Below are 25,512 nucleotides of genomic sequence, written 5' to 3'. Positions count from 1 at the left end.
TCGACGGCAGACGCTACTGGCGGAAGTGCATTTTCGGTTTGCGCGCATTCTGCCAGTGGTGACGTTCGCGCAGATCGGCGGCGGCCTCGTCCCGCTGGCTGCGCAGTTCATCACTGTCGGCCTCGTGCAGCAGCTGCTGTTCGAGGCTTTGTACCGGGAAGTATTCATGTCCTTGTTTGCGGGCCAGCAGATGGCCGGAAAATAACGCACACATCAGCACGAATGCCGAAACGCATCTCCTGAGCATATCGATTTCCAGTGACAGACGAGTGGGGCTACTATGCTCTGAATTTCTTGAGCTTTATTATTGGGTTATCAAAGAAGAGCAAAGTCTGCGTCAGCCTTTCCTGACGAAAGGCGAAAAAAAGCCCGGCGCGATACACGCGTCGGGCCGGAGAGTGATTATTTTTTCGGCGGCAACGGATTGCCGTTGTGCTGGCCGTCTTTCGACGGCTGTTTGTTGCCCTGTGCGGACGGCTTGCCTTTCGGCGGCTGTTTGCCGTTATGCGATGCGCCCTGTGCTGGCCGTTTACCGCTGTGCTGCTGCCGGTTCTTATCGTGGCCGTTATGCTGCTGGCCTGCGACCGCTTTCCCCGGAGGCGGCGGGGGATTATCGGCGGCAAACGCCAGGGAAGAGAGCGCAAACGACATCGCCGCGGATAACAAGACACTCTTTTTCATTACTACATCCTATATTTTTTATGTGCCTTGAGATTTCAGCAAATAAAAATGGAGAGACAATGGAGTTCTTGCTAATCAGCGTAATCCGCAGCGTCGGGGATTAAACTTTCAGCCCGGCCGCGGTCATTAAAAAACGAAAGAGCATACTGACTGCCCCCAGCGCCAGCACGCTGGTGCCCCACAGCGCGACCATCCATAATAGTTGCTTCAGTCGTGACTGATTCATCAATGATACCCCTCGCCATGTTGGACTTTGCCGCGAAACACGTAATAGCTCCAGAAGGTATAGCCGAGGATCACCGGAAGAATCAGCAGGGCGCCTACCAGCATGAAACCCTGGCTCTGCGGCGGCGCGGCGGCCTGCCACAGCGTAATGCCCGGCGGGATAATATGCGGCCAGATACTGATCCCCAGACCGCTGAAGCCGAGAAACACCAGCCCCAGCGTCAGAATAAAGGGCAGCGCATGGCGATCAGGGTTGCGCAGATCCCGCCACAGCCAGGCGCCGAGCGCCACAACCAGCAGGGGAACCGGCAGCAGGAAAAAGAGGTTCGGCAGCGTGAACCAACGGGCGGCAATGGCCGGCTGCGCCAGCGGTGTCCACAGGCTAATGACGGCGATGGCGATCAGCAGCGCCAGTAGCAGCGTTCGCGAGGTATGGCGCATTTTGTCCTGCAGCGGATTTTCGCTTTTCATGACCAGCCAGGTGGCGCCCAGCAGCGCATAGGCAATGGTCAATCCCAGACCGCAGAACAGGGTGAACGGCGTCAGCCAGTCGAGCATTCCGCCGCTGAACGCGCGACCGCTTACCGAAAAGCCATTGATGACCGCCCCGACAACCACGCCCTGAGAAAAGGTGGCCAGCAGCGAGCCGCCGAGAAATGCGCGATCCCAGAACGGGCGGTGTGACGGCGTTGCCTGGAAGCGAAACTCAAACGCCACGCCGCGAAAAATCAGGCCGATTAGCATTAACGTCAGCGGGATCGCCAGCGCATCGATAATCACCGCGTAGGCGAGGGGAAACGCGCCGAACAGCCCGGCGCCGCCAAGCACCAGCCAGGTTTCGTTGCCGTCCCAGACCGGCGCTACGCTGTTCACCATGACGTCGCGGTCTTCAGCATCGCGGGTGGCCGAGAACAAAATGCCGATCCCTAAATCGAAGCCATCCATCACGATGTACATCAGGGTGGCGAAGACGATAATGACGAACCAGATAACTGAGAGATCGATCCCCATTAGCGGGACTCCTTATGCTGAAAACCTTCCGTTGCCGCGGAGAGCGGGCGGGCCGGGGTACCGGAGAGCGGTGGATTGAAGGTCTGCGGGCCTTTGCGGATCAGGCGCAGCATATAGCTGTAGCCGACGCCAAATACCGAGCTATAGACGACGAAAAAGGTCAGCAGACTGAGAGTCATATGCAGGTCGCCATGGGCGGAGACGGCATCAGCAGTGCGCTGTACGCCATACACCACCCAGGGCTGACGGCCCACTTCGGTGGTGACCCAGCCTGCGAGAATGGCAATCAGCCCGGAAGGGCCCATCCACAGGGCAAAGCGCAGGAAGGGCTTCGACTGATACAGACGCTGGCGGTAGCGCAGCCACAGCGCCAGCGCCCCAAGCAGGATCATCAGCATGCCGAGTCCGGCCATCAGGCGAAATGACCAGAAGACAATGGTCGAGTTGGGGCGGTCTTGCGGCGCGAACTCTTTCAGGGCAGGCACCTGTTTGTCCAGACTATGCGTCAGGATCAGGCTACCGAGTGCCGGGATCGCAAGTCCGTAGCGGGTGCGCTCCTGCGCCATATCCGGCCAGCCGAACAGCAGCAGGGGCGTCGGTTCCCCCGGCCGGTTTTCCCAGTGTCCCTCGATGGCGGCAATTTTTGCCGGCTGATGTTTCAGGGTGTTCAGGCCGTGCATATCGCCAATCATCGCCTGGATGGGGGCTACGATAAGCGTCATCCACAGCGCCATTGAAAACATGGCGCGAATCGCCGGCGTGTTGTGACCGCGCAGCAGATGCCACGCCGCCGAGGCCCCGACGAACAGCGCGCTGCTGAGAAAAGCCGCCACCGTCATATGAAGCAGACGATACGGGAACGACGGGTTGAAGATAACCGCGAACCAGTCGACGGGAACCACCTGGCCGTTAACGATTTCGAACCCCTGCGGCGTCTGCATCCAGCTGTTGGAGGCGAGGATCCAGAAGGTCGAGATGATGGTCCCCAGCGCGACCATACAGGTGGCGAAAAAGTGCATGCCGGGACCGACGCGGTTCCAGCCAAAGAGCATGACCCCGAGGAACCCCGCCTCAAGGAAGAAGGCGGTCAGGACTTCATAAGTCAGCAGCGGGCCGGTAATACTGCCGGCAAACTCGGAAAAACCGCTCCAGTTGGTGCCGAACTGGTAGGCCATCACCAGACCGGAGACGACGCCCATGCCGAAGTTAACGGCGAAAATCTTTGACCAGAAGTGGTAAAGCGAGCGCCAGACAGGATTTTTTGTCTTCAGCCACAACCCTTCCAGTACCGCCAGATAGCTGGCCAGGCCGATGGTAATGGCAGGAAAGATAATGTGAAATGAGACGGTAAAGGCGAATTGAATTCGCGCCAGGTGGAATGCATCAAGACCGAACATGCAGAACTCCGCAAGAAAATTGATTCAGCGCAATTCTAGGCGGCGAGAGTTTCGGGTTGCAGAGGCAGAAAGGCTATTTTTTGTGATAACAGTTGCCTGACTGTTATGGCTTTTATCGCGGGAGCCAGCCTGTCGACGCGATGATGATGATCCCCGAGCGGCTTGTTGCTGCGGTCGGTCGGCCCGCAGGCAGGAGATAAAAGCGCGCCGCGTTACGCATGGGCAAATCCGCGGCGCAAAAAGCCTTAAAAGGCCTGTTGATAAAGCCGCAGCGCATCCTCCTCGTTGACCGTCACCGGGTTATTCACCAACAGCCGGGTTTGCTGCATGGCATCCCGGGCGAGCAGCGGCAGTTGAGCTTGATCTACCCCGACATCTCGCAAGCGCTGCGGTGCGCCGCTGGCAACGATAAGACGGGTCATTTCGGCGATGAATGCCGCGCTATCCCGTTGCACATCGCCGCAGGTCTGCAGCCCGATAGCCGCCGCAAGTTCTGCATACAGCGCCCCCGCCACGGGGGCATTGAAATGCAAAACGGGGATCAGCATCAGGGCGTTTGAGAGACCGTGGGGCACGTGATAGCGCCCGCCGAGTGGGTAAGCGAGCGCATGAACGGCCGCCACCGGCGCGTTGGCAAAGGCCTGACCGGCCAGCATCGCCCCGAGCAGCACTCCCTCGCGCGCCTCGCGATCTTGCCCGTGGCGACAGGCGTTGAGCAAATGACGAGTCATCAACCGCAGCGCTTCGCGGGCCAGCGCATCCGATAGCGGATTTTTTTGATGGGCGCTGGTGTAGGCTTCGATAGCATGGACCATGGCGTCAATTGCGGCAGCCGCGGTATGCACCGGAGGCAAACCGAGCGTCAGGTGGGCATCCAGCAGCACCACATCGCAATACAGCTGCGGGGCCACCACGCCCATTTTGCTGTTTTCACCGGTGGTGAGAATCGCGATGTTGGTTACTTCGGAGCCGGTTCCGGCGGTCGTCGGGATTTGCATCAGCGGCAGACGCGTCCCTTCGACCTTATCCATGCCGTACATCGCGTCGAGCGGCTGCTGCGACGGCGCGAGCACGGCGGCCATTTTCGCCACATCCAGCGAGGAGCCGCCGCCGATCCCAATGACCATATCGCAGCGTGCCTCACGGGCCTGTTCCGCCGCGCGCACGGCCAAATCGGCGGGCGGGTCGGCGACGACCCGGTCGAATCGGGTTAGCGTATAGCCGCTGCGGCACAAGGCGTCTTCCACCGGTGCCAGCACGCCGGCGCTCACCAGCCCGGGATCGGTGACCAGTAAGATTCGCCGGGCCTGAAAATAGCGCCGGACGATATCGCCCAGCCGCGCCGCGCCTTGCCATTCGACGAGTACGGTCCCGACGGTGGTGAAGGTGAAGGCCTTTCCTGATGGGGGCATACTGACTCCTTATCTGTCGTTGTCCGTCTGCGGAATTAAAAAGCTCTGCACCTCTTTTTTATCCAGCAACGGGGCAATCACTTCGAGGCCCAGGTGCTGAAAATGCGGGGTTGCCCGGTGCGCATCGAGCCCGCCTGCGTGACGATAGCGCTCGAGGATCACAAAGTGGCGACGATCTTCCCGGGACTGAAAGAAGGCATAGGAGAGATTGTCCGTCTCCTGACGGGTGGCTGCGGCGAGGGCGTGCAATGCGGTTGCCACGTTCTCAACCTCATCCGGACGCGTGTAGTAGTGGGCGATGACCTGTAGCTGCTGATTTCCCATAGAGAGCTCCGCGTTATTGCGATGAAAGGGGCAGATTCCACAGCGCACTGTCGCTGCTGGAGACTGCCGTCGCGCCGCTGGCAAGCGCCGCGCGGATTTGCGCTTCGTTACTGACAAATCCGGATGCGACAATTGGCGGCAGGCGCTGGCGATCGGCCTGCGGCAGCATGGCCAGCATCGGGGCCGGCATCAGCTGCACATAATCGGGCTCGCTCTGCTCCAGCGCATGCAGACTGCGCAGCCAGGTCGAACGGTCGGTGACAAAGATCTTTTGCATCGTCACCAGCCCGCTTTTTTTGGCCCGCTGCACGGTCTGCAGGCGCGTGGAGAGCAGCCCCATGGCGCCGGTTTCGGCAATATAGTCGATCCCGCCTTTATCCTGCGACAGGCCGTTGCAGCTGTCGATATTGACGATCACATACTTGTCTGCCTTCGCCAGCAGGGTAATCACCGGCTGAAGTTTAATCAGATCGATATTGGCAATAATGCAGACCTGCGCCCGGCTGGTGAGCGCCACTTTTAACTGGTCGATGCCGTAGATCGCCATAATCATCGGGTGGCACGCCAGCTGCGTGCCGAGGTTTTTGATCATTGTTGACCTGCCGGGCGCGAAACGTATTCATCGCTCAACCCCAGTTTCCCCGGATTGAGAATACGGTGTGGATCGAGTGCGGCTTTGATCTCCGCCATCACCTTCAGGGTTTCACCTAAGGCGGCCTGCATATAAGGCGAACGTAATAAACCTACTCCATGATGATGGCTGAGAGACGCGTTGTGGCGAATCAGCACCGCGTTTGCCGCATCCCAGGCAGCGCGATACCAGGCCGCTCGCTCCTTAACGGCGACATCTCCGCGCAGCGAAAAGTAGAGACAGGCGCCATCGACGTAGGCGTGAGACTGATGGGCGGAGCCGGCGAGGGTACCCGGGACGGCGTTAATGGCGGCGACGACCTCCTCATAGATAGCGGCCAGATCGCGCCAGCGGCCAACCATCTCCAGGGTATCGGCCACCAGACCCGGGCTGCGGGCAAAGCCTTCGGCGCTCTTCCCGGTGAGATAGCGGGTATCCAGCCAACGCTCAAATATCGGATCGCTCTCCAGCGGCTGTCCCTGGCATTGCTCACAGACGCGCGCCGAGATGGCCAACACCGCGTCCACCAGCTCCTTTTCACCCTCATCGGCAATCAACAGAACGTTGGTCTCCGGTAAGGAGAACTGCACGCCGCTTTCGAGATTATCGTACAGCCGCAGGGCGGCGGGGGTTGCGCCATGCTGGAGGATCTGTCGGCAGGCTTCGAGGCCGTCGGCAAAGCTGGCGAAACCCCAGGCGATGGCGCGGCCATACTCCGGCAGGCGATGCAGTTTCAGGCGTACGCGCACAATGACGCCCAGCGTACCTTCAGAGCCGATAAACAGCTGCTGAATGTCCGGTCCGGTGGCGCTGCGCGGCGCACCGCCGACGGTAATTAAGCGCCCGTCAGCCAGCACCACATCCATGCCGTATACCATATCCTCAATTTTCCCGTAGCGGGTCGACAGTTGACCGGCGCCGCGACAGGCGACCCAGCCGCCCACCGTGCTGATGCCAAACGAAGAGGGCCAGTGGCCCATCGTCATGCCGTACTCCTGCTGAATGGTTTGCTCGAATATATCGCCAAACATCCCGGCTTCTACCTCTACAATCTGGCTGTCCGGGTCAAAGCTCAGCAGCTGGTTGAGATCACAAACGTCGAGCACAATGCCGCCGCGTACCGGCAACGCGGCGCCGGTGACGTTGCTGCGTCCGGCGGAAACCGTTAGCGGCAGATGGTAGCGATGGGCGATGCTGACCACCTCCTGAACCTGTTCGACGCGGGAGACGCGGACGATAACCGCAATGGGGGTTGCCGGGTTGCCATCGGTCTCGGCGATCATCGAGCCGGCCCACCAGTCGCGGGTCCAGCTCACGACATCATGACGGGCGGTGAGCACCTCGTTGGCTACGCTGCGCAGCTGGTCTACCACGCTGTCACTCACAGTGACAGGGTCACGTTGCATGCCGTCCCCGCAGCCCTCGGCCTGGCTTTGTGCGGCCCAACCCGGTGGCGTGTGGACGCCGACAAGATAATTACCGCGGTTATAACCACGTTTAATCGCTTCTTTACTGATCATTCTGCGCTCCCCATAAGGATGGATTTTTCATGTTTAACGGCGGCCCGGTAGGCGGCAATTTGCTGCGCAACGACTGCCGGGGCCAGGTTGAGTTCCTGCTGTAAGAGTTCGCCGACGCGGTCGGCGGCGGTCGCCGAGGCATCCCGCGCCATCAGCCGGGCGCGTAAACGACGTGACAAAATGTCGTCGACGCTGCCGGCCAGCTCATGACGAATGGCGTAAATCACTTCGGCTTCGGTGTAGGGCAGACCGGCAATAATCGGCGTCTCTAACGCCGGGTTGGCGTGGATGAGGTCGCTGACAAAATGGGCTTCGGCGCCATAACGCTCGCCGAGGTGGGCGGAGAGCCCGCCGGAAGCGAGAATAGCCTGCGGATCGTAGCCGGCGGCGCCAAGTAAAAAGGCGCTTTTGGTGGAACAGGCGCGTTTGCGCCCCAGCAGTTTCGCGGCCACATCGACGGTCTGTTCCGCCATATGCCGGGATGTGGTCAGTTTGCCGCCGACAATCGTAATCAGGCCATCCGGCGCGACATCAATTTCGTGATTGCGTTTCAGCTCCACAGTTTTTCCGCCGGGGCTGCCTATCAGCGGGCGGCAGCCGGCAATACTGCCAACCACATCCTGCGCGGTGAGCTGGGTTTTGAGCGCGGAATTGGCTCCATCCAGCAGAAAATCCAGCTCTTCCCGGGTGCAGCACACATCGTCCAGATCACCGTGATAATCTTCATCGGTGGTGCCCAGATAGGAGACATTGCCCCAGCGGGTAATCGTCGCGCGGCGTTTGCGCCCGGCGACGGGGATGGTGACTGTGCAGTCATTGCGAATTTTGAGCCACGGAATCGCGACATGGACGCCTTTTGCCGGGCGGATTTGTAGCGCCGACGGGGCGCCTTTTTTCTGCCCATTCCAGTCGCGCAGCCACACGCCGGTGGCCATGATCACCACCCGGGCTTTGACCGCGATCTCGCGATCGTCGGCCCGGACCCGCGCGCCGTTCACTTTGCCATGACCATCGCGAGTCGTGTCGATCGCCTGGGCATGGTTCACCACCGCCGCCCCGTGAAATGCGGCGGTACGTACCAGGGCCAGCGTCAGCCGGGCGTCATCGACTCTGGCGTCAAAGTACATAAAGCCGCCGGAAAGCTGCTCTTCATTCAGCGTCGGACAGTGGGAGAGCACCTCCGCCGGCGTGAGTTTCTGGTGCAGAATGCCTTCTCGCCAGCCGCCGGCCAGATCGTAAGTCCACAGCAGGCTCTCAAAGGCGGAGGCCATGCGTTTGTCGAAAATGCCGTTTTTATCCAGCACCGGAAACATAAACGGCAGGCGCTGTACCAGATGGCGGGCATTGCGGCGCAGACGCTGACGCTCAAGCAGCGAGTGGCGCACCAGCCCTAAATTCCCCTGTTCGATATAGCGCAGGCCGCCGTGGACCATTTTTGATGATTTGGACGAGGTGCCGGAGGCAAAGTCGTTCTTTTCCACCAGCGCCACGCGGTAGCCGCGCAGGCTGGCGTCCAGCGCGGTGTAGGCACCGGTGACGCCGCCGCCGACAATCAAAATATCAAAGGTATCGCTGGCCAGCCGGTCCAGCTGTTCTTCGCGCTGCAGGCGCAGCGGGGCAGTGTCGAACATTTCGCTGCGCGCTTTGTTGGCTTTACGGGACGGAAAAAACTTCATCAACGCCTTTACTCCTGATTGTGGGATGAGGTGGCGGCCGTGGCCAGCTCCTGGGTGATGCGGCTCTCCCAGAGGGTTCGCTGCTGCCGACGGCATTCACTATCGATGGATGGCATAAATCGACGGGCGACCTGCACGGTCTGACAGGCCTCGTGTAATGAGTCCCATAGCAGACCGCCGGATCCGGCGAGAAACGCGGCTCCTCGCAGGCTGGCGCGCGCCGTTTCGGCCATTCTGAGAACCGGAATGCCGCTCAGATCGGCCTGGATTTGCATCAGGATGTCGCTGTTGGACATTCCGCCGCCCACCACCAGCTCACTGACGCTGAGGCCGGTGGCCTGTTCGTTGGCGCGAATGCAGGCGGCTACCGAATGGGCGATGCCTTCGAGAATCGCCCGGGCTATCTGCGCGCGGGTGGTGGAGATGGAAATCCCGTTTAGCGAGGCGCGGGCCTGCGGTTGCAGCACCGGAACGCGAAGCCCGGTTAGCGCCGGAATAAAGCTTACGCCGCCAGCGCTGGCGGTTTGCGCTGCCAGGTCGCTGATCTGCTCCGGCGTGTCGAACCAGCCCAGATTTTCACACACCCAGTTAAGGGCGGATCCGCTGGTGGGGACGAAGGTTTCGACGGAATAGTGGGCTTTACCGTGCTGGCGCCTGGCGGTCATCACCAGCGTGCTTTCACCGGCCTCGTGCAGTGTCGGGAGCCGGTCGCCAACCAGCAGATCGACAAAACTGCCGGTGCCGTGCATACACAAGGATTGACCGCGGGCGATGCAGCCCAGCCCGACGGCGCCGGCAAACTGATCGCCCATGCAGGCCAGTACCGGCACGGCGATGCCGAGCACCGATTTTCGCGAGGTGCCGAGCATCTCACCATCATCGACCAGGGTCGGTAACAGACCGCTCGGGAAAGCCAGTTCCGCCAGCCACGGGGCGTAGTAACGGTGATCCCGCAGCTGATAGGCACCGGCCGAGGTGGCATTGGTCGGCGTGGACAGGCAGCGCCGCTCCTCGGTGAGATGCCAGAGCAGCCAGCTATCGATGGTCCCAAACATCAGGCGTCCGGCCCGGTGCGCCGCTGCGATCGCCGGGGTCTCGGCAATATGGCGGGCGGCCCACAGGTAAGGGGAGCGAATCCCCACCGGACGACCGGTGTGATTCAGCAGCGGTCGGTCCCATTCGCCGGCTTTATCCGCCAGTGTCCGGGCGTAGCGAGCATCCTGCCAGACCATCGCCGGCACCAGCGCCTGGCCGCTCTGGCGATCCCAGAGTACGGCGGTGGATCGCTGGGTGGCGATAGCCAGTGCCTGAATGTGCATGTTGCGGCTTTGCGCTTCGGCGATGGTCTTGCGACATACCGCCAGCGTCATAGTCAGAATCTCGTTGGCATCTTGTTCCACCACGCCGTGACGGGGGCTGACGACCCGAAGCGGGTGATATTCCAGACAGTGAACCTGTCCGTCCTGGCCGACGACCGCCGCGCGGGTGCCGGAGGTACCTTCATCAATGGACAGAATAACGTTTTGTGGTGAATTCATTTTGTGCCTCGGCCGGTTTCCTGCGCGACAGGCTGCAGGGGGGAACGGGAGAGTGGGGTAAATTGCGGCGCGCCAGGTTCGTTATCCGGCTGGATCGCAGTGCGCGTCGGATCCCAGGAGATAACGAAGCAGACGATGCTGGCGAAAAGCGGGACGGCCGACATGATCAAAAAGGTCGACTGTAATCCGTACATTTCACGAAAGATGGGGAAGACAAACAAACCGATGGCGGCGCCAATCGCCCCCAACGCACCGACGATGCCGTTGGCGCCGGCGCGTAATTCGCTGCGAAAGGAGAGAGAAGAGAGACTCTTACCGTTGGCGCCTGGACCGCCGGAATGAAACAGGATAAACAGAGCCGGTACCATCAGCGACGCCCACAGCGGCATGCGGTCGCTGAACAAACCGAGAGTGAGCAGCACCAGAAAAGCGATGGCGAAGCCGATAGCGGAGGAGCGGCGCAGACCGAGACGACGACCGATCGACGGTGACAGAAAACCGCCGACAATGCCGAATATGTTAAAAAATAGTGAACCAAGCGTTGCGTAGACAAAGTTTTTACCGAACAGACTGGCGCTGATGACCGGGAGATACCAGCCCACGCCGAAATATTGAATCGACTGACAGATCTGCACTGTTGATGCCAGAATTGTCCGCGGTAAATAGACGCCGCGAAAAATAAGCACAACGTTTTTAATCCCTTTTTGCGCCTGGCCAATTATCGGTTTTTGTTCGCTGGCGGGGGCGAGAATAAAACGATCGCCATATATTTTTTGCATCGCTTTGACCGCGTCAGCCAGGCGCGATTTACGCGCTAACCACACCGGACTTTCAACCAGATAACGTATTTGCAGCAGTAAAATAATTATTCCACAGAGCGCCGTTGCGGCCACCGAATAGCGCCAGATAGTATCGCCGACCTGCCATGAATAAAATAACAACGCCAGCACCAGATTTAAGCAGACGGCGACATACCAGACCCCTTGCCAGGTGTTGAGCCGGCTTTTAAAGCGCGCCGGGGTAAACTCCGCGAGCAGCGCCATCGCCACCGCAAAATCCATGCCGTAGGCGATGCCCACAAAGAATCGGCCGGTAAGTATCAAATTGAAATCAGGAGAGAAAGTGACGAGAAGGGCGCCGAGAACGGCGCATATTTTTGCCGCAATCAGCGGCGTGACCCGCCCCCAGCGGTCGGCGATCCAGCCGCCGACTGGATTAAAAATAATGGCAATCCATGAAGAAAAAGAGGTCAGCATCGCCACGTCCGTAGCGCTTAGCTGTAAATCCCGGGTCATCGGATTGAGCCCGGCGCTTAATGCTGAATTAGAGAAGGCGTCTAAAAATAATCCACCGAGTGCCAGCCACCAGATAATGCCGGCTTTACCCGCAATATTCGGCTGCGCATCGATAAACTGAATAATATCGTCAATGCCGCGAATATTTTTTTTGCTTGTATTTTTATGAACAGACATAGCGGTCCCCTTTGCAATACTCGAAAGAAGGCCGCTACATACAGGAAAGGCAATGAGAGACCATCTTAATGAATGACAGATAGTCTCTAATCTAAAATCTGTAGGCTGAACTCTAGAGCGCTGAACGGCGGGTGTCAAAGTGCCGGGAAAGCTTTACGCGCAATTTGTGACATGTAACTCATTTGTTAATCATTAGATCTAAAAAAATCGTCCGCGCCGATAGCGTCGGCAGCGGAAGTCGGCGCGGGCTGAGCTATAACAGTTTTTATAAACGGCTATTTTTTCATGGCTGATATACTATAGGCGCAAACCTGAACCGCGAGACTCCTCATGAAAAAGTATCAGCAGCTTGCGCAGCAGTTGACCGAACAGATTGCGCTCGGCGTCTGGCAACCCGGCGATCGGTTGCCTTCGTTACGCGAACAGGTGGTCAGCAGCGGGATGAGTTTTATGACCGTCAGCCACGCCTACCAGCTGCTGGAAAGCCAGGGCCGGATTATTGCCCGCCCGCAGTCCGGCTACTACGTAGCGCCAAAACCGGTCAGACTACGCCAGCCGCCACCGCCTGCGCAGGTGACCCGTGATGAATCGGTCGATATCAACACCTACATTTTTGAGGTGCTGCAGGCCAGCCGCCGGGCTTCGATGCTGCCCTTTGCCTCGGCATTTCCCGACCCGCGGCTGTTTCCGCTCCAGCAGCTTAATCGCTCGTTGGCGCAGGTGAGCAAAACTGCGACCGCCATGAGCGTCATTGAGAATCTGCCGCCGGGCAATGATGAGCTGCGTCACGCGATTGCCCGGCGCTACGCGCTGCAGGGGATGAACATTTCGCCGGATGAAATCGTGATTACCGCCGGTGCCCTGGAGGCGCTGAATCTCAGCCTGCAGGCGGTGACGGAGCCTGGCGACTGGGTGGTGGTGGAAAACCCCTGTTTTTACGGCGCGCTGCAGGCGCTGGAAAGGCTGCGGCTGAAAGCGCTGTCGGTGGCGACGGATGTCAAAGAGGGGATTGATTTAGCCGCGCTGGAGCAGGCGTTGCAGAGTTACCCGGTCAAGGCCTGCTGGCTGATGACCAACGGGCAAAACCCGCTCGGCTTTACCCTGAGTGCGGCGAAAAAGGCGCAGCTGGTGGATCTGCTGGCCCGCTATAACGTGGTGCTGATTGAAGACGATGTCTACAGTGAACTCTATTTTGGCCGCGAAAAACCGCTCCCCGCCAAATTCTGGGACCGGCAGGAGATGACGCTGCACTGCAGTTCGTTCTCAAAATGCCTGGTGCCCGGTTTTCGGATCGGCTGGGTGGCGGCCGGTAAACATGCCCGACGTATTCAGCAGCTGCAATTAATGAGCACGCTCTCCACCAGTTCGCCGATGCAGATGGCGCTGGTCGATTACCTCTCTACCCGGCGCTATGACGCCCATCTCCGCCGCCTGCGCCGCCAGCTTGCCGAGCGCAAACAGCAGGCCTGGCAGGCGCTGCTGCGCCATCTGCCCGCCGAGGTGAAAATCCATCACAGCGACAGCGGCTACTTTTTGTGGCTTGAACTGCCGGAAGGGGCCGATGCCGGTGAGCTGAGCGCCAGGGCATTGCGCGATAATATCAGTATTGCCCCCGGGAAAATGTTCTCTACCACCGCCAGCTGGACCTCTTTTTTCCGTTTTAATACCGCGTGGGGCTGGGGAGAAAGAGAAGAGCAAGGAGTTAAACGACTCGGCGAACTTATTCGCGAGCAGCTGAGCTAAAGAACTGATTTTTTATATACCGCTAAACAGCCGCTGCTGAAATAACTAAATATTATTATCAAACCCGGCCGGCTAATATTTTACCGGCCGTGGTCATAGGAAATACGCATAGCCGTATCCTGCCTCTAACTCCTTGTCTATAATCCATATTGTTGCCAGGTCTTCATCGATTTTTGTGGAATGCGCCCCTTGTCACAACCTGAATAAATTTCTCCAGGGGCCGTAAGTGCGCCGTCTATGGTTAAAAAGGGAGATATTTTTACGGCACGGCTGCCGCTAATTTTATTGTGACAGGAGTAACACCCGATGAGCAAAAAAATTGCCCGTGGCAGCCTCTATGCGCTGGGGATGGCGATCCTGACTGCGCAGGCCGCTGAGCCGCCCGCTTCGCTGGATAAAGGAGAAGGCCGACTCGATATTATCGCCTGGCCGGGCTATATCGAGCGTGGCCAGACGGATAAAAATTATGACTGGGTCACCCAGTTTGAAAAAGAGAGCGGATGTCAGGTGAATGTGAAAACGGCCGCCACGTCCGATGAGATGGTCAGCCTGATGGCGAAAGGAGGGTACGATCTGGTCACCGCTTCGGGTGACGCCTCTCTGCGCTTAATTATGGGCAAGCGGGTGCAGCCCATTAATACGGCCCTGATTACCAACTGGTCTAGCCTCGACCCGCGCGTTGAAAAAGGCGCCTGGTTTAACGTCGGCGGTAAAGTTTACGGCACCCCGTACCAGTGGGGGCCAAACCTGCTGATGTACAACACGAAAATATTCCCGACGCCGCCAGACAGCTGGAACGTGGTCTTTGTGGAGCAAAAACTCTCCGATGGTAAAAGTAATCAAGGGCGCGTTCAGGCCTACGACGGACCTATCTATATTGCCGATGCGGCGCTGTTCGTGAAAGCAACCCAGCCGCAGCTGGGCATTACCGATCCCTACCAGCTGACCGAAGCACAGTACCAGGCGGTGCTGAAGGTGTTGCGCGCTCAGCATGGGTTAATCCACCGCTACTGGCATGACACCACCGTTCAGATGAGCGACTTCAAAAATGAAGGCGTGGTGGCCTCGAGCGCCTGGCCATACCAGGCCAACGGCTTAAAAGCCGACGGCCAGCCGGTGGCCACCGTCTTCCCGAAAGAGGGGGTGACCGGCTGGGCGGATACCACGATGTTACATAGCGACGCCAGACACCCGGTGTGCGCCTATAAATGGATGAACTGGTCGCTGACGCCGAAGGTACAGGGCGACGTGGCGGCGTGGTTTGGCTCGTTGCCGGTGGTTCCGCAAGGCTGTAAGGCGAGTGCGCTACTGGGTGACAAAGGTTGCGAAACCAATGGCTACAACGAGTTCTCTAAAATTGCATTCTGGAAAACGCCGGTGGCCGAAGGGGGTAAATACGTGCCTTACAGCCGCTGGACGCAGGACTATATCGCGATTATGGGCGGCCGGTAATCGGCCGGAGGCGGAACATGACGTACGCGGTAGAGTTTCACAACGTTTCACGTTTCTATGGTGACGTTCGCGCGGTGGACGGCGTCAACATGGGGATCCGTGATGGCGAGTTTTTCTCCATGCTGGGGCCGTCCGGCTCCGGCAAAACCACCTGCCTGCGGCTGATCGCCGGATTTGAGCAGCTCTCCGGCGGGGCGATTTCCATTTACGGTCACAAGGCCAGTGAGCTGCCGCCGTGGCAGCGTGACGTGAATACCGTCTTTCAGGACTATGCGCTGTTTCCGCATATGTCGATCCTCGATAACGTTGCCTACGGGCTGATGGTCAAAGGTATCGGCAAAAAGGAGCGCCACTTTCGCGCGCAGGAGGCGCTGGAAAAGGTGGCCCTCGGGTTTGTGTACACGCGTAAACCGTCACAGCTCTCCGGCGGACAGCGGCAGCGGGTGGCGATTGCCCGTGCGCTGGTGAATGAACCGCGGGTGCTGCTGCTTGATGAGCCGCTCGGCGCGCTGGACTTAAAGCTGCGGGAGCAGATGCAGGTCGAACTGAAAAAACTCCAGCAGACGCTGGGGATCACCTTTATCTTCGTCACCCACGATCAGGGCGAAGCGCTGTCGATGTCCGATCGGGTGGCGGTCTTTAATAACGGGCGTATCGAGCAGGTTGATGCCCCGCACGACCTCTATCTGCGTCCTAAAACCGCGTTTGTCGCTGGTTTCGTCGGTACCGCGAACGTATTTGATAGCGATCTTGCCGCCCGCCTGTGCGGGATGCGCGGGGTCTGGTCACTGCGGCCGGAACATATTCGCCTGAACAGCGGCGGAGAAGTTCAGGTGCAGGGCGTGGTGCAGGCGGTTCAGTACCAGGGAGCGGCAACGCGTATCGAACTGAAGCTGGCGAATGGCGACAAGCTGCTGGTCAGCCTGGCGAACAGCGATGGCGGTATGGCATCCAGCGCACCGCAGACCGGACAAACGGTGCTGGCTTCGTGGTCACGTTCGGCGATGGTGCCTTTGGAACAAGGGGGCTGAGATGACGATGGTCATTCCGCGCGCACCGTCCGGGCGTCTGTCCGCACTCTTCTGGCGCAGGCCATCGCTCGGCCTGTTCTTGCTCCTGCTGGGGCCGTTAATGTGGTTCGGCATTGTCTATCTGGGGTCGCTGCTGACTTTACTGTGGCAAAGCGTCTACACCTTTGATGATTTCACCATGTCGGTCACCACGGATCTGACGCTCGCCAACCTCAAAGCGCTGTTTAATCCGGCGAACTACGACATCATTGTCCGCACGCTGGTGATGGCGCTGTCGGTGACGATAGCCAGCGCGGTGCTGGCTTTGCCGATGTCGTGGTATATGGCTCGCTATACCCGCGGCAAAATGAAAGCATTCTTCTATATTGCCGTCATGCTGCCGATGTGGGCGAGCTATATCGTGAAGGCCTACGCCTGGACGTTACTGCTGGCGAAAGATGGCGTGGCGCAATGGTTTCTCGGGCATCTTGGGCTGGAGGGGGTGTTAAACCTGGTGCTGACGATTCCGGCGGTCGGCGGAAATACGCTGTCGACCTCAGGCCTCGGCCGTTTTCTGGTGTTTGTCTATATCTGGCTGCCGTTTATGATCCTGCCGGTACAGGCGGCGCTGGAACGCTTGCCGCCTTCGCTGCTACAGGCTTCCGCCGATCTTGGCGCCCGCCCGCGGCAGACCTTCCGCCACGTGGTGCTGCCGCTGGCGATCCCCGGCATTGCCGCCGGGTCGATTTTTACTTTCTCCCTGACGCTGGGGGACTTTATCGTTCCGCAGCTGGTGGGGCCGCCCGGCTTCTTTATTGGCAATATGGTCTATTCCCAGCAGGGGGCCATCGGCAACATGCCGATGGCGGCCGCATTTACCCTGGTACCGATTGTGCTGATTGCCCTTTATCTGGCGTTCGTGAAGCGCCTGGGAGCGTTCGATGCACTCTGAACGGGCACCGCTGTTCCTCAAAGTCGCCACCTGGGGCGGGGTGGTTTTCCTCCATTTTCCGCTGCTGATTATCGCGCTGTATGCTTTCAATACCGAAGATGCTGCCTTTAGCTTTCCGCCTCAAGGGCTGACGCTGCGCTGGTTCAGCGAGGCGGCAGGGCGCAGCGATATTATCGAGGCCGTGACGTTGTCACTTAAAATCGCCGCAATGTCGACGGCGATTGCGCTGGTACTTGGCACGTTGGCTGCAGGCGCATTATGGCGCAGTACGTTTTTTGGCAAAAACGCGGTGTCGTTACTGCTGCTGTTGCCGATCGCGCTGCCGGGGATTATCACCGGACTTGCGCTGCTGACGGCCTTTAAGGAGGTCAATCTGGAACCTGGCCTGCTCACTATCGTCGTGGGGCATGCCACGTTTTGCGTGGTGGTGGTGTTCAACAATGTCATCGCCCGTTTTCGCCGGACATCGTGGAGTCTGGTGGAGGCATCAATGGATTTAGGCGCCACGGGCTGGCAGACCTTTCGCTATGTGGTGCTGCCGAATCTGGGATCGGCGCTGCTGGCGGGGGGAATGCTGGCGTTCGCTTTATCGTTTGATGAAATTATCGTCACCACGTTTACCGCCGGGCATGAGCGTACCTTACCGCTGTGGTTGTTGAATCAGCTGGGGCGCCCGCGCGATGTACCGGTAACTAACGTGGTCGCGCTGCTGGTGATGCTGGTGACGACGATACCCATTTTGGGGGCCTGGTGGCTTACCCGTGATAGCGACATGAGTGCTGAAAACAGTAAATAATTCATTTCTACAGGATAATGCTATGCAACATAACCTTTTGATTAACGGTGAGTTAGTGGCGGGTGAAGGCGAAATGGTGCCAGTATTCAATCCTGCTAATGGTGAGGTCATTCTGGAGATTGCAGAAGCCACGGAGGACCAGGTCAACTCGGCGGTTGAGGCAGCGGATCGGGCCTTTGTCAGCTGGAGCCAGACGACGCCGAAAACTCGCGCGGACTCTCTGTTAAAGCTGGCGGAGGCGATTACCGATCACGCGGAGGCGCTGGCGAAGCTGGAATCCTTAAACTGCGGCAAACCGCTGCACTGCGTGATGAACGACGAGCTGCCCGCCGTCGCCGATGTGTTCCGCTTCTTTGCCGGCGCGGCGCGCTGTCTGCCGGGTATGGCGGCGGGGGAATATCTGGAGGGGCATACCTCGATGATTCGCCGGGATCCGGTTGGCGTGGTGGCCTCTATCGCACCGTGGAACTATCCGTTAATGATGGCGGCGTGGAAGCTGGCGCCGGCGCTGGCAGCCGGCAACTGCGTGGTCATCAAACCGTCAGAGATTACGCCGCTGACGGCGCTGAAGCTGGCTGAGCTGGCCAGAGAGATTCTCCCTGCCGGCGTGCTGAACGTGCTGTTTGGTCGTGGTAAAACCGTGGGCGATCCGCTGACCGGCCATTCGAAGGTGCGCATGGTGTCGCTCACCGGCTCGATTGCCACCGGCGCCCATATTATCGGCCATACGGCCTCGTCGATAAAACGCACGCACATGGAACTGGGCGGCAAAGCGCCGGTGATCGTGTTTGACGATGCGGACATCGATGCGGTCGTGGAGGGGGTGAGGACCTTCGGTTTTTATAATGCTGGCCAGGATTGTACCGCAGCCTGTCGTATTTATGCCCAGCAGGGTATCTACGATCGGCTGGTGGAGAAACTGGGCGCGGCCGTGGCTACGCTGAAAATTGGCCAGCCGGACGACCCTGCTACTGAACTGGGGCCGCTGAGCTCGCAGGCGCATCTGGAGCGGGTCAGCGCAGCCGTTGAAGCTGCCCGCGCATTACCGCATATCCAGGTGGTGACCGGAGGAAGCCCGGCGACTGGCAAGGGATATTTCTATCAACCGACGCTGCTGGCGGGCGCCAGGCAAGATGATGATATTGTTCAACGTGAGGTGTTTGGTCCGGTGGTCAGCGTGACCTCGTTCAGCGATGAAGATCAGGTGCTGGCATGGGCCAATGATTCCCAATACGGCCTGGCTTCGTCGGTATGGACCCGCGATGTGGGCAGGGCTCATCGTCTGAGCGCGCGTCTGCAGTACGGCTGTACCTGGGTTAATACCCACTTTATGCTGGTCAGCGAGATGCCGCACGGCGGACAGAAACTCTCCGGCTATGGGAAGGATATGTCGATGTATGGTCTGGAAGACTACACCGTCGTGCGTCATGTGATGATAAAACACTAAGTGCCGACAGAAGCCGGGTGCCTGTTGCCGGCATAGAGATAAAAAGCCGCCTGCGGGCGGTTTTTTTACTGCCGCCGCGCGATAGGGAGATAAAACGCTGAACCGTGAACTGCGAAGGTGCCATTCGGAGATTGTCGTCGCGCTATGGCTAACTGAACTGTCTATGGAGCGCAGCAAGAGAAGAGATTAATGATCACATCTGGCTTTAACATCGCCGATAAAAGATGCGACGGCATCCTGTAAGACGTTATTTTTGTTGGTTCTGTTAAGCGTCATTAGCGCTTTTGTCTCATCGGTGGAAATTTGCCATGTCTGGATAGTCAGCCCCAGATCCGTGGCATAGGTTCCCGTCATGGCCGTTGGACTTACCACGGTGTAATTCATGATGCTGTCGGTGACGGAAGGGGATTTTTTATCAATGTTCACCACAAACACTTTTCCCGCGAAACCATCGTTTTTAATGGCATATTGATCGTACTCATGGGCGCCAGAACCCCGCAAGTTTTCAATAACCCAGCATCCCGCATCGGCGGATGAAGCGGCCAGAAGCAGGAGGCAACCGAGAAAATAGGTCCGCGCCATTATTCATTGTTCCTTGTCGTGACAATCTGAAGGGGGCCGATGAAATACTGGCCGCCAATCTAATGCTAAATATTGCCTGTTTTCACATGCAAATACATTAGCAAAGCCGGGAAATGGTTATCAGTTTCCCTGTTTATCGCAAAACATTGTCGTTCTGTAGGGCGCTGGCAGAGTGTAATAGCATTCGAATGGTTATTTATTCTGTTTTTATGCTATGTTTTCAGTTTATAATTTAATTTATACAGGTTGTGTCAGATAAATATATTGCGTACCGCATTTTACTCGCGACCATAGTGATGGCTATGCCAATCCTTTCATCAGGCGCAGGCGCGGACAATGCTGAATACACGGAAAAAAGGCGACTCAACTGCATGTTGGTGGATCAAAACATAATCCTGGGTGATAGTCCGGCCATCGGCAGCTTTTCAGCGGGGTGGCTGCGGCGAATTGACACGACATGGCAGCAATTTGCATCGATCGAGATAGATGGCTGGTATGTAAGAGCTTATGGCGCCGACAATTTTAGCGATGCGGAAGGAACCATCTATGCCAAAGACCTGGACCAATCCGAAGTTCTCTTCAACCGCAAAAATGGCGTCGCCACCATCTCCTTTCCTCTGCAGGATGGGCGTACTATGCTTAAAAAATGGCGTTGTGATACAGGGCCTGATATCACTAAATAACCGATGGCAAAAAACAGCTTCAAGGAAGATAACCTATTGTTTATAATGGATTAGGGTTGGCTTTCGGCTAACGCGGGACAACCCTTACGCTATACGACATCGTGAAATTCAAGGAGAGTTGACCAATGAAAAGCGAAGAGCTGACTCGTAAAGCTGAAGAAGAGATCTCGGCGCTGATTAGCAAAAAGATTGCAGAACTGCGCAAGAAAACGGGGCAAGAAGTCTCTGAAATTGAGTTTGTTGCTCATGAAACCATGTCGGGTCTTGACGGATACGACGTCAGAATCAAGCTGATGTGAAAGATAAAGGTCGCCGGGGCGGCCTTTTTTATGCCCGCTGCTGCGGGCACAACCTTCAGAGGTCGGCCGTGAGTATGAAGCGGTGGCCGGGTGACGCTGATGGCGCGATCGCGAGCTTGTAACGGACGGGATAGTCACTCATCGAGTGCATTAGCTTGCTAATAGTCACAATGGCAGTAATTGCTAAAACAGAGACAGCGAAATATGAGAATATTCTTATGCCCCTTCAAGAGCTAAGCCAATGAGTGCCGGAGATAAGCGCCGGGTGGGGCGCGTAACCTGCCTGTCAGCGTGGAGAGACAGAGAGCGAATCCAGATGATATATCCGCTGCTGCGGCAATCCACAATAAAACCCCTGTACTGAATACAGGGGTTTTTTGTTGCTGTGTACAACGTCGGCACAATAGGTGAGAGAAGGGCGCAGAGAGGGCGGAACGATCTATTTCCCGCATAAACTATAGTGTTATTTATCGCGCATGAAGTTGCAGTGAGCAAAACGTTTGTGGCCTATTCGCACGATGTTGTCACGCGCGTGTCGTGCTATCGCTTTGATTTTTTGGTCGGTAAACCAGACTGACGACGGTCGCGAATGTAAGAGACCAGATTATACGCTGCAATTACCAGCAATAGCAGTGCCACAATAAGCACAATAATTCCAGACATGTACCACCCCAAAATAAATGAGTAAAAACAAAAAAGGTCAAAATATGCAGTTAAAATGTAATTTCTAAAGGGTGATAACGCAAATGATATTTACTGATAAGTGCATTGTCAGTCACTGTTGAAAAGACAGGGTTGATTTAATTATTTGTTATTAATCAATGTATTGGTGTGTTTTTTCTTGCTGGTTTTTTGGGCTGGCGTTTAAGTTGTTCCGCATTTTTAGTCAACTTCCTATAGGTTTTTTTATTATCCATCATTAATTTACCGTATAATTTATGATGTTTTTTAGGTTTGTTCTTATACACTATTTTTATTATTCATCGAACTCTTCGGAACCTCATGTAAGGTATCAGACAGTTATTTTCTTTTTAATTTCACCTGACCAGATTGTTTTCATAGAGGAAATGACGACAAATTGTTCATATTGTCCAGTAACCTGCAGAGATGAAAGGGGGAGAATGAAGGGATATCCGCGGAGGCATCTTTTTGTTCCGCGACATTTTGTTCCACTACATGGTGTAGAAAAATGCTAAGAAACGCTGTCTGGCCGCGGCGGCCTGGGGGTAAAAGGATGCTTGAGGTTTGACTTTACAGGCTGGCTCATGCGAACATTTGTCATAATTTGTTACTTCGACGTTGATCTTGTTTTGAAAAAAATAGCTTTTTTTCTGTCAGTGGCCTGCGCCACGGCAATTCTGTATGGCAATTTACCTGCCCGGCGTATTAGCCTGTGTGAACAGCAGGGGGTCAGCGAATCCGTCTGTACGGCGGCTGAGTGGGATAATGAAAAAGTTAATCTGCTGCCTGGCTATGACCCTGAATATATGAAGGCTAATGCCGAGCTTCAGGCTCAGACCCGCGCGGATAAAACCGTCGCGATTAAAGCGTAAAAAAGCAGCCCGCAGAGGCTGCTTTTTTAGGTTTCTTTGCTGAATAAAATCACTAAAACCAACCAAAACGAACAGATAACAGGCTGATAAGCGCGAAAGCTACGCCGACATTAATCAGAATTACGGTTTTGCTGGAAACATCCATAACGCCACCTTTATGAGTAAGCCTCTACAGGTATAGTACGAGGCGAAAGGAAGTGCTATCAGACAAGGATGAATTGGTTGTTTTCCGCTGATTAAGCGTGCGATTCATTGTGTGATTTTGCGGACTGTGTCGCACTTCTGCTGCCACGCATCTCCGTATCATAATGGGGCTTATCAGGGAAGGAAGAAGAATGACCTTATACCAGAAAATGCTGGTTTTTTATGCAGTTATGGGATGTATTTGTGCAATCATTAGCTGGTTTCTGACAAAAGAGAGCCGTTTGATTCGCCTGCTGGCCGCTCTGTTGATCGGCGCCACCTGGCCGTTTAGCTTTCCGATGGCGCTGCTGGTCTCTTTATTCTGACAGCATAAAGCGATGGCAACCGCCACAATATTACTGTATAAAAACACAGTAACTGTTGGCGAGGCAACCTTATGAAGCGCTATTTTTCCTCATTCGCTGGCGCGAACGTGCGCTGGTTTGATTTCCCAGGGCACGGCGACCCGGTGGTCTTTATTCACGGGCTGGGTTGTGCATCCTCTTATGATTATCCCGGCGTAGCGACCGATCCGGCTTTTTCCGGCCGGCGGGCCCTGCTGATCGATCTGCCGGGCTTTGGCTATAGCGACAAGCCCGGCTCTTTTGGTTACGGTATCGCTGAACAGGCGCGGGTTGTTGTGGAGTGGCTTGACAGTCTGCAGCTGACCCGCTGCTCACTGTTCGGGCATAGCATGGGCGGCAGTATTGCCATTGAAGCGGCGGAGCTTCTGGGCCGTCGCGTCCAGGCTCTGCTGGTCTCCGAACCTAATCTTTATGCCGGCGGCGGCATGTACAGTCGGGCTATCGTCGCCCAGCCGGAAGCCGAGTTTGTCGCCCGCGGCTTTGCCGATCTGCTGGCAGCGGAAACGTCTCCCTGGAGCGGGTGTCTGCAAAACAGCGCCCCCTGGGCAGTATGGCGAGGAGCCAGCAGCCTGGTCGACGGGGCGTCGCCGTCCTGGTTCGCCCGCTTTCAGCAATTATCCTGCCGCAAGGCGCTGATTTACGGTGAGCTGTCGCTCCCGGCTCAGGAAGCTGACGACGTTGTCGCCGTCGGTATTCCGCTGCTGGTGGTGCCGGATGCGGGCCACTCTATGGCCTGGGAGAATCCCGTTGCCCTGGCCGATTGCATGGCGCAATTCTTCGGGGGTACGCAGGCGGACGGCTAAATATCGCCGTGATCACTTGTTTGCCCGACCGCGGAGGACGGAACCGCCAGCCGTGGCTTGCGAAGACGCTGGCGTGTAGCGGGACTAACTTTCTCGGCCCGGTTGGCTGGTTAAAGATCAGCATCTTTCGTTGTGGCGCGCTGTCGTCACGGCGTTGCGACCGTTCCGCGGTTAGCCCTCCCCGGAACGGCAGCGCAATGGGGCTGTTTTAAACTGGTGATGAGAATCGGCAACCGGCAGATCCGCTGATTAAAACGGCAGTTCGCGCGGACTGGTCTGCAGCGTTATCCAGCGCAGTTCGGTAAACTCAGCAACACCTGCGCGGCCACCAAAGCGTCCGTAGCCGGAAGCTTTGCAGCCGCCAAACGGCATCTGCGCTTCATCGTGCACGGTGGGGCCATTAATGTGGCAAATGCCGGTTTGCAATCTCTGGGCAACATTCCACGCCCGGGCGGTGTCGCGACTGTATACCGCCGAGGAGAGTCCGTATTCACTTTCGTTGGCTACCGTCAGCGCCTCCTGCTCATCCTGCACCCGGATAATGGCTTTTACCGGGCCAAAGGACTCCTCCTGCCATATCCGCATGCTGCGGGTCACCCCATCAAGCAACGTGGCGCGCATCTGGGTTGTGTCGGCTTTACCACCGGTTAAAAGCCGGGCCCCTTTTGCCAGCGCGTCGTCAATCAGCGCATTGCAGCGTGTAACGGTCTTCATATCGACAACCGGCCCCATCAGCCCTGCGGGCAACGTTGCCGCGCGGCGGCTGAGCAGGGCGATAAAGGCATCGGCGATCGATTCGTCGACGATAATGCGCTCGGTCGACATACAGATCTGTCCGGCGTTAGCGAATGAGCCAAAGAGGGCACCGGCCGCCGCTTGTTCGAGATCGGCATCATCGAGGACCAGCAGCGGCGCTTTGCCGCCCAGTTCAAGCACTGCCGGTTTCAGGTACTGTCCGCAGGTGCGGGCGATAATGCGTCCGACCGGCGTAGAGCCGGTAAAGTTAACGCGGCGTACTGCCGGATGGGCGATAAGCGACTCCACCAGCGCGGGCGCATCTTCCGGCGCGCAGGTGAGATAGTTCACGACACCGTCCGGTAATCCCGCCGCAGCCAGGGCATCAATAATCAGCGCCTGACTGGCGGGCGACATCTCGGCTCCTTTGAGGATCACCGTATTCCCGCAGGCTAACGGTGTTGCAATCGCGCGCGTGGCGAGGATCAGCGGCGCATTCCACGGCGCCATCCCCAGTACCACTCCAGCCCCCTGACGGACGGCCATAGCCAGATTGCCCGGTACATTCGACGGAATAATCTGCCCTTCAATCTGGGTGGTGAGGGCGGCGGCTTCCCGCAAAATGTCGGCGGCGAGATGAACGTTAAAACCCGCCCAGTGCGCCGTCGCGCCCGTCTCAGCCGACATTGCGGCGATGAATTTTGCCTCACGTTGCTGCATTTGCTCCGCCGCCTCCAGCAGCAGGCGGCGACGCTCGGCGGGGGCCGTGTCGCGCCATTGCGGGAAGGCGGCAGCGGCGGCCTCGACGCTGCGCCGGGCGTCGGCCAGGCTCGCAGCCGATGCGGTGGAAGCCGGCTGTTCGCTGAGCGGATTGGTGCGGGTAAAAGTGGCCTGGTCTTCAGCATCATGCCACTGGCCATCGGTATATAAGTTGCAGGTAATTGTCATGGGAAAACCTCGTTGGGTTGTGTTCTGCGGTTTTCCGAGTGTATCGGGCGACGGGAGCGCATGGGACAGGCAGG

Annotated in this window: 27 protein-coding genes; 11 read left to right on the top strand and 16 right to left on the bottom strand. The window is 57.4% G+C overall.

The window, feature by feature from the left end; all coding sequences use genetic code 11:
- Positions 1-13: 13 nt before the first annotated feature.
- From DSD31_RS13800 to DSD31_RS13745, 12 genes are all read right to left on the bottom strand, one after another.
- Positions 14-247, bottom strand: a complete 234-nt coding sequence (locus DSD31_RS13800; protein WP_004861498.1) for a DUF2554 family protein — start codon at positions 245-247, stop codon at positions 14-16.
- 155 nt (positions 248-402) lie between these two features.
- Positions 403-681 (bottom strand): hypothetical protein, encoded by a 279-nt coding sequence (locus tag DSD31_RS13795; RefSeq protein ID WP_004861500.1) that lies wholly within the window; start codon positions 679-681, stop codon positions 403-405.
- A 100-nt stretch (positions 682-781) separates the two neighbouring features.
- Entirely contained in the window at positions 782-907 is a 126-nt protein-coding gene (locus DSD31_RS13790; protein WP_004861503.1) for a DUF2474 domain-containing protein, read from the bottom strand.
- The gene (gene cydB, locus DSD31_RS13785; RefSeq protein WP_004861507.1) at positions 907-1,917 is read right to left on the bottom strand and encodes a cytochrome d ubiquinol oxidase subunit II; all 1,011 of its coding nucleotides are present in this window, start codon (positions 1,915-1,917) and stop codon (positions 907-909) included. The genes DSD31_RS13790 and cydB overlap by 1 nt, the downstream gene beginning before the upstream one ends.
- Positions 1,917-3,314, bottom strand: a complete 1,398-nt coding sequence (locus DSD31_RS13780; RefSeq protein WP_004861510.1) for a cytochrome ubiquinol oxidase subunit I — start codon at positions 3,312-3,314, stop codon at positions 1,917-1,919. Before DSD31_RS13780 ends, cydB begins: the two co-directional genes overlap by 1 nt.
- A gap of 245 nt (positions 3,315-3,559) precedes the next feature.
- Positions 3,560-4,726: an iron-containing alcohol dehydrogenase gene (locus DSD31_RS13775; RefSeq protein ID WP_064359380.1), complete on the bottom strand. Its 1,167-nt coding sequence runs from the start codon at positions 4,724-4,726 to the stop codon at positions 3,560-3,562.
- Positions 4,727-4,735: 9 nt separating this feature from the next.
- On the bottom strand, positions 4,736-5,050 hold the full coding sequence (locus tag DSD31_RS13770) for a putative quinol monooxygenase (protein ID WP_064357098.1): 315 nt from the start codon (positions 5,048-5,050) through the stop codon (positions 4,736-4,738).
- A 13-nt stretch (positions 5,051-5,063) separates the two neighbouring features.
- Positions 5,064-5,642, bottom strand: a complete 579-nt coding sequence (locus tag DSD31_RS13765; protein WP_004861517.1) for a glycerol-3-phosphate responsive antiterminator — start codon at positions 5,640-5,642, stop codon at positions 5,064-5,066.
- A complete protein-coding gene (locus DSD31_RS13760; RefSeq protein ID WP_064357097.1) occupies positions 5,639-7,201 on the bottom strand; it encodes an FAD-binding oxidoreductase in 1,563 nt (520 codons plus the stop codon). Before DSD31_RS13760 ends, DSD31_RS13765 begins: the two co-directional genes overlap by 4 nt.
- Positions 7,198-8,877 carry a glycerol-3-phosphate dehydrogenase/oxidase gene (locus tag DSD31_RS13755; protein WP_004861523.1) on the bottom strand — a complete coding sequence of 560 codons (1,680 nt, stop codon included), beginning with the start codon at positions 8,875-8,877 and terminating at the stop codon, positions 7,198-7,200. Before DSD31_RS13755 ends, DSD31_RS13760 begins: the two co-directional genes overlap by 4 nt.
- Before the next feature lie 8 nt (positions 8,878-8,885).
- Positions 8,886-10,415 (bottom strand): FGGY family carbohydrate kinase, encoded by a 1,530-nt coding sequence (locus DSD31_RS13750; protein WP_113991110.1) that lies wholly within the window; start codon positions 10,413-10,415, stop codon positions 8,886-8,888.
- Positions 10,412-11,887 carry an MFS transporter gene (locus tag DSD31_RS13745; protein ID WP_004861530.1) on the bottom strand — a complete coding sequence of 492 codons (1,476 nt, stop codon included), beginning with the start codon at positions 11,885-11,887 and terminating at the stop codon, positions 10,412-10,414. The genes DSD31_RS13750 and DSD31_RS13745 overlap by 4 nt, the downstream gene beginning before the upstream one ends.
- Before the next feature lie 330 nt (positions 11,888-12,217).
- On the opposite strand from DSD31_RS13745, the gene DSD31_RS13740 reads away from it, so the two are divergent.
- From DSD31_RS13740 to patD, 6 genes are all read left to right on the top strand, one after another.
- Complete coding sequence (locus DSD31_RS13740) at positions 12,218-13,630, top strand: aminotransferase-like domain-containing protein (RefSeq protein ID WP_004861535.1); 1,413 nt, start codon at positions 12,218-12,220, stop codon at positions 13,628-13,630.
- A gap of 306 nt (positions 13,631-13,936) precedes the next feature.
- Positions 13,937-15,082, top strand: a complete 1,146-nt coding sequence (gene ydcS / locus DSD31_RS13735; RefSeq protein ID WP_004861538.1) for a putative ABC transporter substrate-binding protein YdcS — start codon at positions 13,937-13,939, stop codon at positions 15,080-15,082.
- 17 nt (positions 15,083-15,099) lie between these two features.
- The gene (locus DSD31_RS13730) at positions 15,100-16,113 is read left to right on the top strand and encodes an ABC transporter ATP-binding protein (RefSeq protein WP_004861541.1); all 1,014 of its coding nucleotides are present in this window, start codon (positions 15,100-15,102) and stop codon (positions 16,111-16,113) included.
- Position 16,114: 1 nt separating this feature from the next.
- Positions 16,115-17,044 (top strand): ABC transporter permease, encoded by a 930-nt coding sequence (locus tag DSD31_RS13725; RefSeq protein WP_004861543.1) that lies wholly within the window; start codon positions 16,115-16,117, stop codon positions 17,042-17,044.
- Positions 17,034-17,840 carry an ABC transporter permease gene (locus DSD31_RS13720; protein ID WP_004861545.1) on the top strand — a complete coding sequence of 269 codons (807 nt, stop codon included), beginning with the start codon at positions 17,034-17,036 and terminating at the stop codon, positions 17,838-17,840. The genes DSD31_RS13725 and DSD31_RS13720 overlap by 11 nt, the downstream gene beginning before the upstream one ends.
- 22 nt (positions 17,841-17,862) lie before the next feature.
- Positions 17,863-19,287, top strand: a complete 1,425-nt coding sequence (gene patD, locus DSD31_RS13715; protein WP_113991109.1) for an aminobutyraldehyde dehydrogenase — start codon at positions 17,863-17,865, stop codon at positions 19,285-19,287.
- 186 nt (positions 19,288-19,473) lie between these two features.
- Here the strand turns inward: patD and DSD31_RS13710 are convergent, their stop codons facing one another.
- Positions 19,474-19,869, bottom strand: coding sequence for a hypothetical protein (locus DSD31_RS13710; protein ID WP_044346615.1), 396 nt, complete (start codon positions 19,867-19,869; stop codon positions 19,474-19,476).
- Between the two features lie 296 nt (positions 19,870-20,165).
- Here DSD31_RS13710 and DSD31_RS13705 point away from each other — a divergent pair, with 296 nt between their 5' ends.
- The gene (locus tag DSD31_RS13705; protein WP_227538640.1) at positions 20,166-20,552 is read left to right on the top strand and encodes a hypothetical protein; all 387 of its coding nucleotides are present in this window, start codon (positions 20,166-20,168) and stop codon (positions 20,550-20,552) included.
- A 125-nt stretch (positions 20,553-20,677) separates the two neighbouring features.
- The gene (locus DSD31_RS13700) at positions 20,678-20,851 is read left to right on the top strand and encodes a GnsA/GnsB family addiction module toxin (protein ID WP_004861555.1); all 174 of its coding nucleotides are present in this window, start codon (positions 20,678-20,680) and stop codon (positions 20,849-20,851) included.
- Positions 20,852-21,391: 540 nt separating this feature from the next.
- On the opposite strand, the gene DSD31_RS26200 is transcribed toward DSD31_RS13700, so the two are convergent.
- On the bottom strand, positions 21,392-21,514 hold the full coding sequence (locus DSD31_RS26200; protein ID WP_086816685.1) for a small membrane protein: 123 nt from the start codon (positions 21,512-21,514) through the stop codon (positions 21,392-21,394).
- 647 nt (positions 21,515-22,161) lie between these two features.
- Between DSD31_RS26200 and DSD31_RS13695 the strand changes: the two genes are divergently transcribed.
- A complete protein-coding gene (locus DSD31_RS13695) occupies positions 22,162-22,404 on the top strand; it encodes a hypothetical protein (protein ID WP_032717568.1) in 243 nt (80 codons plus the stop codon).
- Positions 22,405-22,456: 52 nt separating this feature from the next.
- Here the strand turns inward: DSD31_RS13695 and yncL are convergent, their stop codons facing one another.
- Positions 22,457-22,549, bottom strand: coding sequence for a stress response membrane protein YncL (gene yncL, locus DSD31_RS13690; protein WP_004861562.1), 93 nt, complete (start codon positions 22,547-22,549; stop codon positions 22,457-22,459).
- 190 nt (positions 22,550-22,739) lie between these two features.
- On the opposite strand from yncL, the gene DSD31_RS13685 reads away from it, so the two are divergent.
- Both DSD31_RS13685 and DSD31_RS13680 read left to right on the top strand, forming a co-directional pair.
- The gene (locus DSD31_RS13685) at positions 22,740-22,913 is read left to right on the top strand and encodes a GhoT/OrtT family toxin (RefSeq protein WP_004861568.1); all 174 of its coding nucleotides are present in this window, start codon (positions 22,740-22,742) and stop codon (positions 22,911-22,913) included.
- Positions 22,914-22,984: 71 nt separating this feature from the next.
- Positions 22,985-23,755: an alpha/beta fold hydrolase gene (locus DSD31_RS13680; protein ID WP_015584416.1), complete on the top strand. Its 771-nt coding sequence runs from the start codon at positions 22,985-22,987 to the stop codon at positions 23,753-23,755.
- Positions 23,756-24,004: 249 nt separating this feature from the next.
- Here DSD31_RS13680 and DSD31_RS13675 read toward each other — a convergent pair whose 3' ends face one another.
- The gene (locus DSD31_RS13675; protein WP_015584415.1) at positions 24,005-25,438 is read right to left on the bottom strand and encodes an aldehyde dehydrogenase; all 1,434 of its coding nucleotides are present in this window, start codon (positions 25,436-25,438) and stop codon (positions 24,005-24,007) included.
- Between the last annotated feature and the right edge of the window lie 74 nt (positions 25,439-25,512).

This window comes from Klebsiella sp. X13, from assembly GCF_003323835.1.
In the GTDB taxonomy this organism is placed as follows: Bacteria; Pseudomonadota; Gammaproteobacteria; order Enterobacterales; family Enterobacteriaceae; genus Klebsiella; species Klebsiella ornithinolytica.
The sequence above is the reverse complement of the archived record's forward strand: the minus strand, read 5'-3'. Positions and strand labels throughout refer to the sequence as shown.

What these genes read in the sequence shown, in the direction of transcription:
- DSD31_RS13800 (WP_004861498.1), bottom strand. Translation starts at nt 247, where the DNA reads ATGCTCAGGAGATGCGTTTCGGCATTCGTGCTGATGTGTGCGTTATTT.
- DSD31_RS13795 (WP_004861500.1), bottom strand. Translation starts at nt 681, where the DNA reads ATGAAAAAGAGTGTCTTGTTATCCGCGGCGATGTCGTTTGCGCTCTCT.
- DSD31_RS13790 (WP_004861503.1), bottom strand. Translation starts at nt 907, where the DNA reads ATGAATCAGTCACGACTGAAGCAACTATTATGGATGGTCGCGCTGTGG.
- cydB (WP_004861507.1), bottom strand. Translation starts at nt 1,917, where the DNA reads ATGGGGATCGATCTCTCAGTTATCTGGTTCGTCATTATCGTCTTCGCC.
- DSD31_RS13780 (WP_004861510.1), bottom strand. Translation starts at nt 3,314, where the DNA reads ATGTTCGGTCTTGATGCATTCCACCTGGCGCGAATTCAATTCGCCTTT.
- DSD31_RS13775 (WP_064359380.1), bottom strand. Translation starts at nt 4,726, where the DNA reads ATGCCCCCATCAGGAAAGGCCTTCACCTTCACCACCGTCGGGACCGTA.
- DSD31_RS13770 (WP_064357098.1), bottom strand. Translation starts at nt 5,050, where the DNA reads ATGGGAAATCAGCAGCTACAGGTCATCGCCCACTACTACACGCGTCCG.
- DSD31_RS13765 (WP_004861517.1), bottom strand. Translation starts at nt 5,642, where the DNA reads ATGATCAAAAACCTCGGCACGCAGCTGGCGTGCCACCCGATGATTATG.
- DSD31_RS13760 (WP_064357097.1), bottom strand. Translation starts at nt 7,201, where the DNA reads ATGATCAGTAAAGAAGCGATTAAACGTGGTTATAACCGCGGTAATTAT.
- DSD31_RS13755 (WP_004861523.1), bottom strand. Translation starts at nt 8,877, where the DNA reads ATGAAGTTTTTTCCGTCCCGTAAAGCCAACAAAGCGCGCAGCGAAATG.
- DSD31_RS13750 (WP_113991110.1), bottom strand. Translation starts at nt 10,415, where the DNA reads ATGAATTCACCACAAAACGTTATTCTGTCCATTGATGAAGGTACCTCC.
- DSD31_RS13745 (WP_004861530.1), bottom strand. Translation starts at nt 11,887, where the DNA reads ATGTCTGTTCATAAAAATACAAGCAAAAAAAATATTCGCGGCATTGAC.
- DSD31_RS13740 (WP_004861535.1), top strand. Translation starts at nt 12,218, where the DNA reads ATGAAAAAGTATCAGCAGCTTGCGCAGCAGTTGACCGAACAGATTGCG.
- ydcS (WP_004861538.1), top strand. Translation starts at nt 13,937, where the DNA reads ATGAGCAAAAAAATTGCCCGTGGCAGCCTCTATGCGCTGGGGATGGCG.
- DSD31_RS13730 (WP_004861541.1), top strand. Translation starts at nt 15,100, where the DNA reads ATGACGTACGCGGTAGAGTTTCACAACGTTTCACGTTTCTATGGTGAC.
- DSD31_RS13725 (WP_004861543.1), top strand. Translation starts at nt 16,115, where the DNA reads ATGACGATGGTCATTCCGCGCGCACCGTCCGGGCGTCTGTCCGCACTC.
- DSD31_RS13720 (WP_004861545.1), top strand. Translation starts at nt 17,034, where the DNA reads ATGCACTCTGAACGGGCACCGCTGTTCCTCAAAGTCGCCACCTGGGGC.
- patD (WP_113991109.1), top strand. Translation starts at nt 17,863, where the DNA reads ATGCAACATAACCTTTTGATTAACGGTGAGTTAGTGGCGGGTGAAGGC.
- DSD31_RS13710 (WP_044346615.1), bottom strand. Translation starts at nt 19,869, where the DNA reads ATGGCGCGGACCTATTTTCTCGGTTGCCTCCTGCTTCTGGCCGCTTCA.
- DSD31_RS13705 (WP_227538640.1), top strand. Translation starts at nt 20,166, where the DNA reads ATGGCTATGCCAATCCTTTCATCAGGCGCAGGCGCGGACAATGCTGAA.
- DSD31_RS13700 (WP_004861555.1), top strand. Translation starts at nt 20,678, where the DNA reads ATGAAAAGCGAAGAGCTGACTCGTAAAGCTGAAGAAGAGATCTCGGCG.
- DSD31_RS26200 (WP_086816685.1), bottom strand. Translation starts at nt 21,514, where the DNA reads ATGTCTGGAATTATTGTGCTTATTGTGGCACTGCTATTGCTGGTAATT.
- yncL (WP_004861562.1), bottom strand. Translation starts at nt 22,549, where the DNA reads ATGGATGTTTCCAGCAAAACCGTAATTCTGATTAATGTCGGCGTAGCT.
- DSD31_RS13685 (WP_004861568.1), top strand. Translation starts at nt 22,740, where the DNA reads ATGACCTTATACCAGAAAATGCTGGTTTTTTATGCAGTTATGGGATGT.
- DSD31_RS13680 (WP_015584416.1), top strand. Translation starts at nt 22,985, where the DNA reads ATGAAGCGCTATTTTTCCTCATTCGCTGGCGCGAACGTGCGCTGGTTT.
- DSD31_RS13675 (WP_015584415.1), bottom strand. Translation starts at nt 25,438, where the DNA reads ATGACAATTACCTGCAACTTATATACCGATGGCCAGTGGCATGATGCT.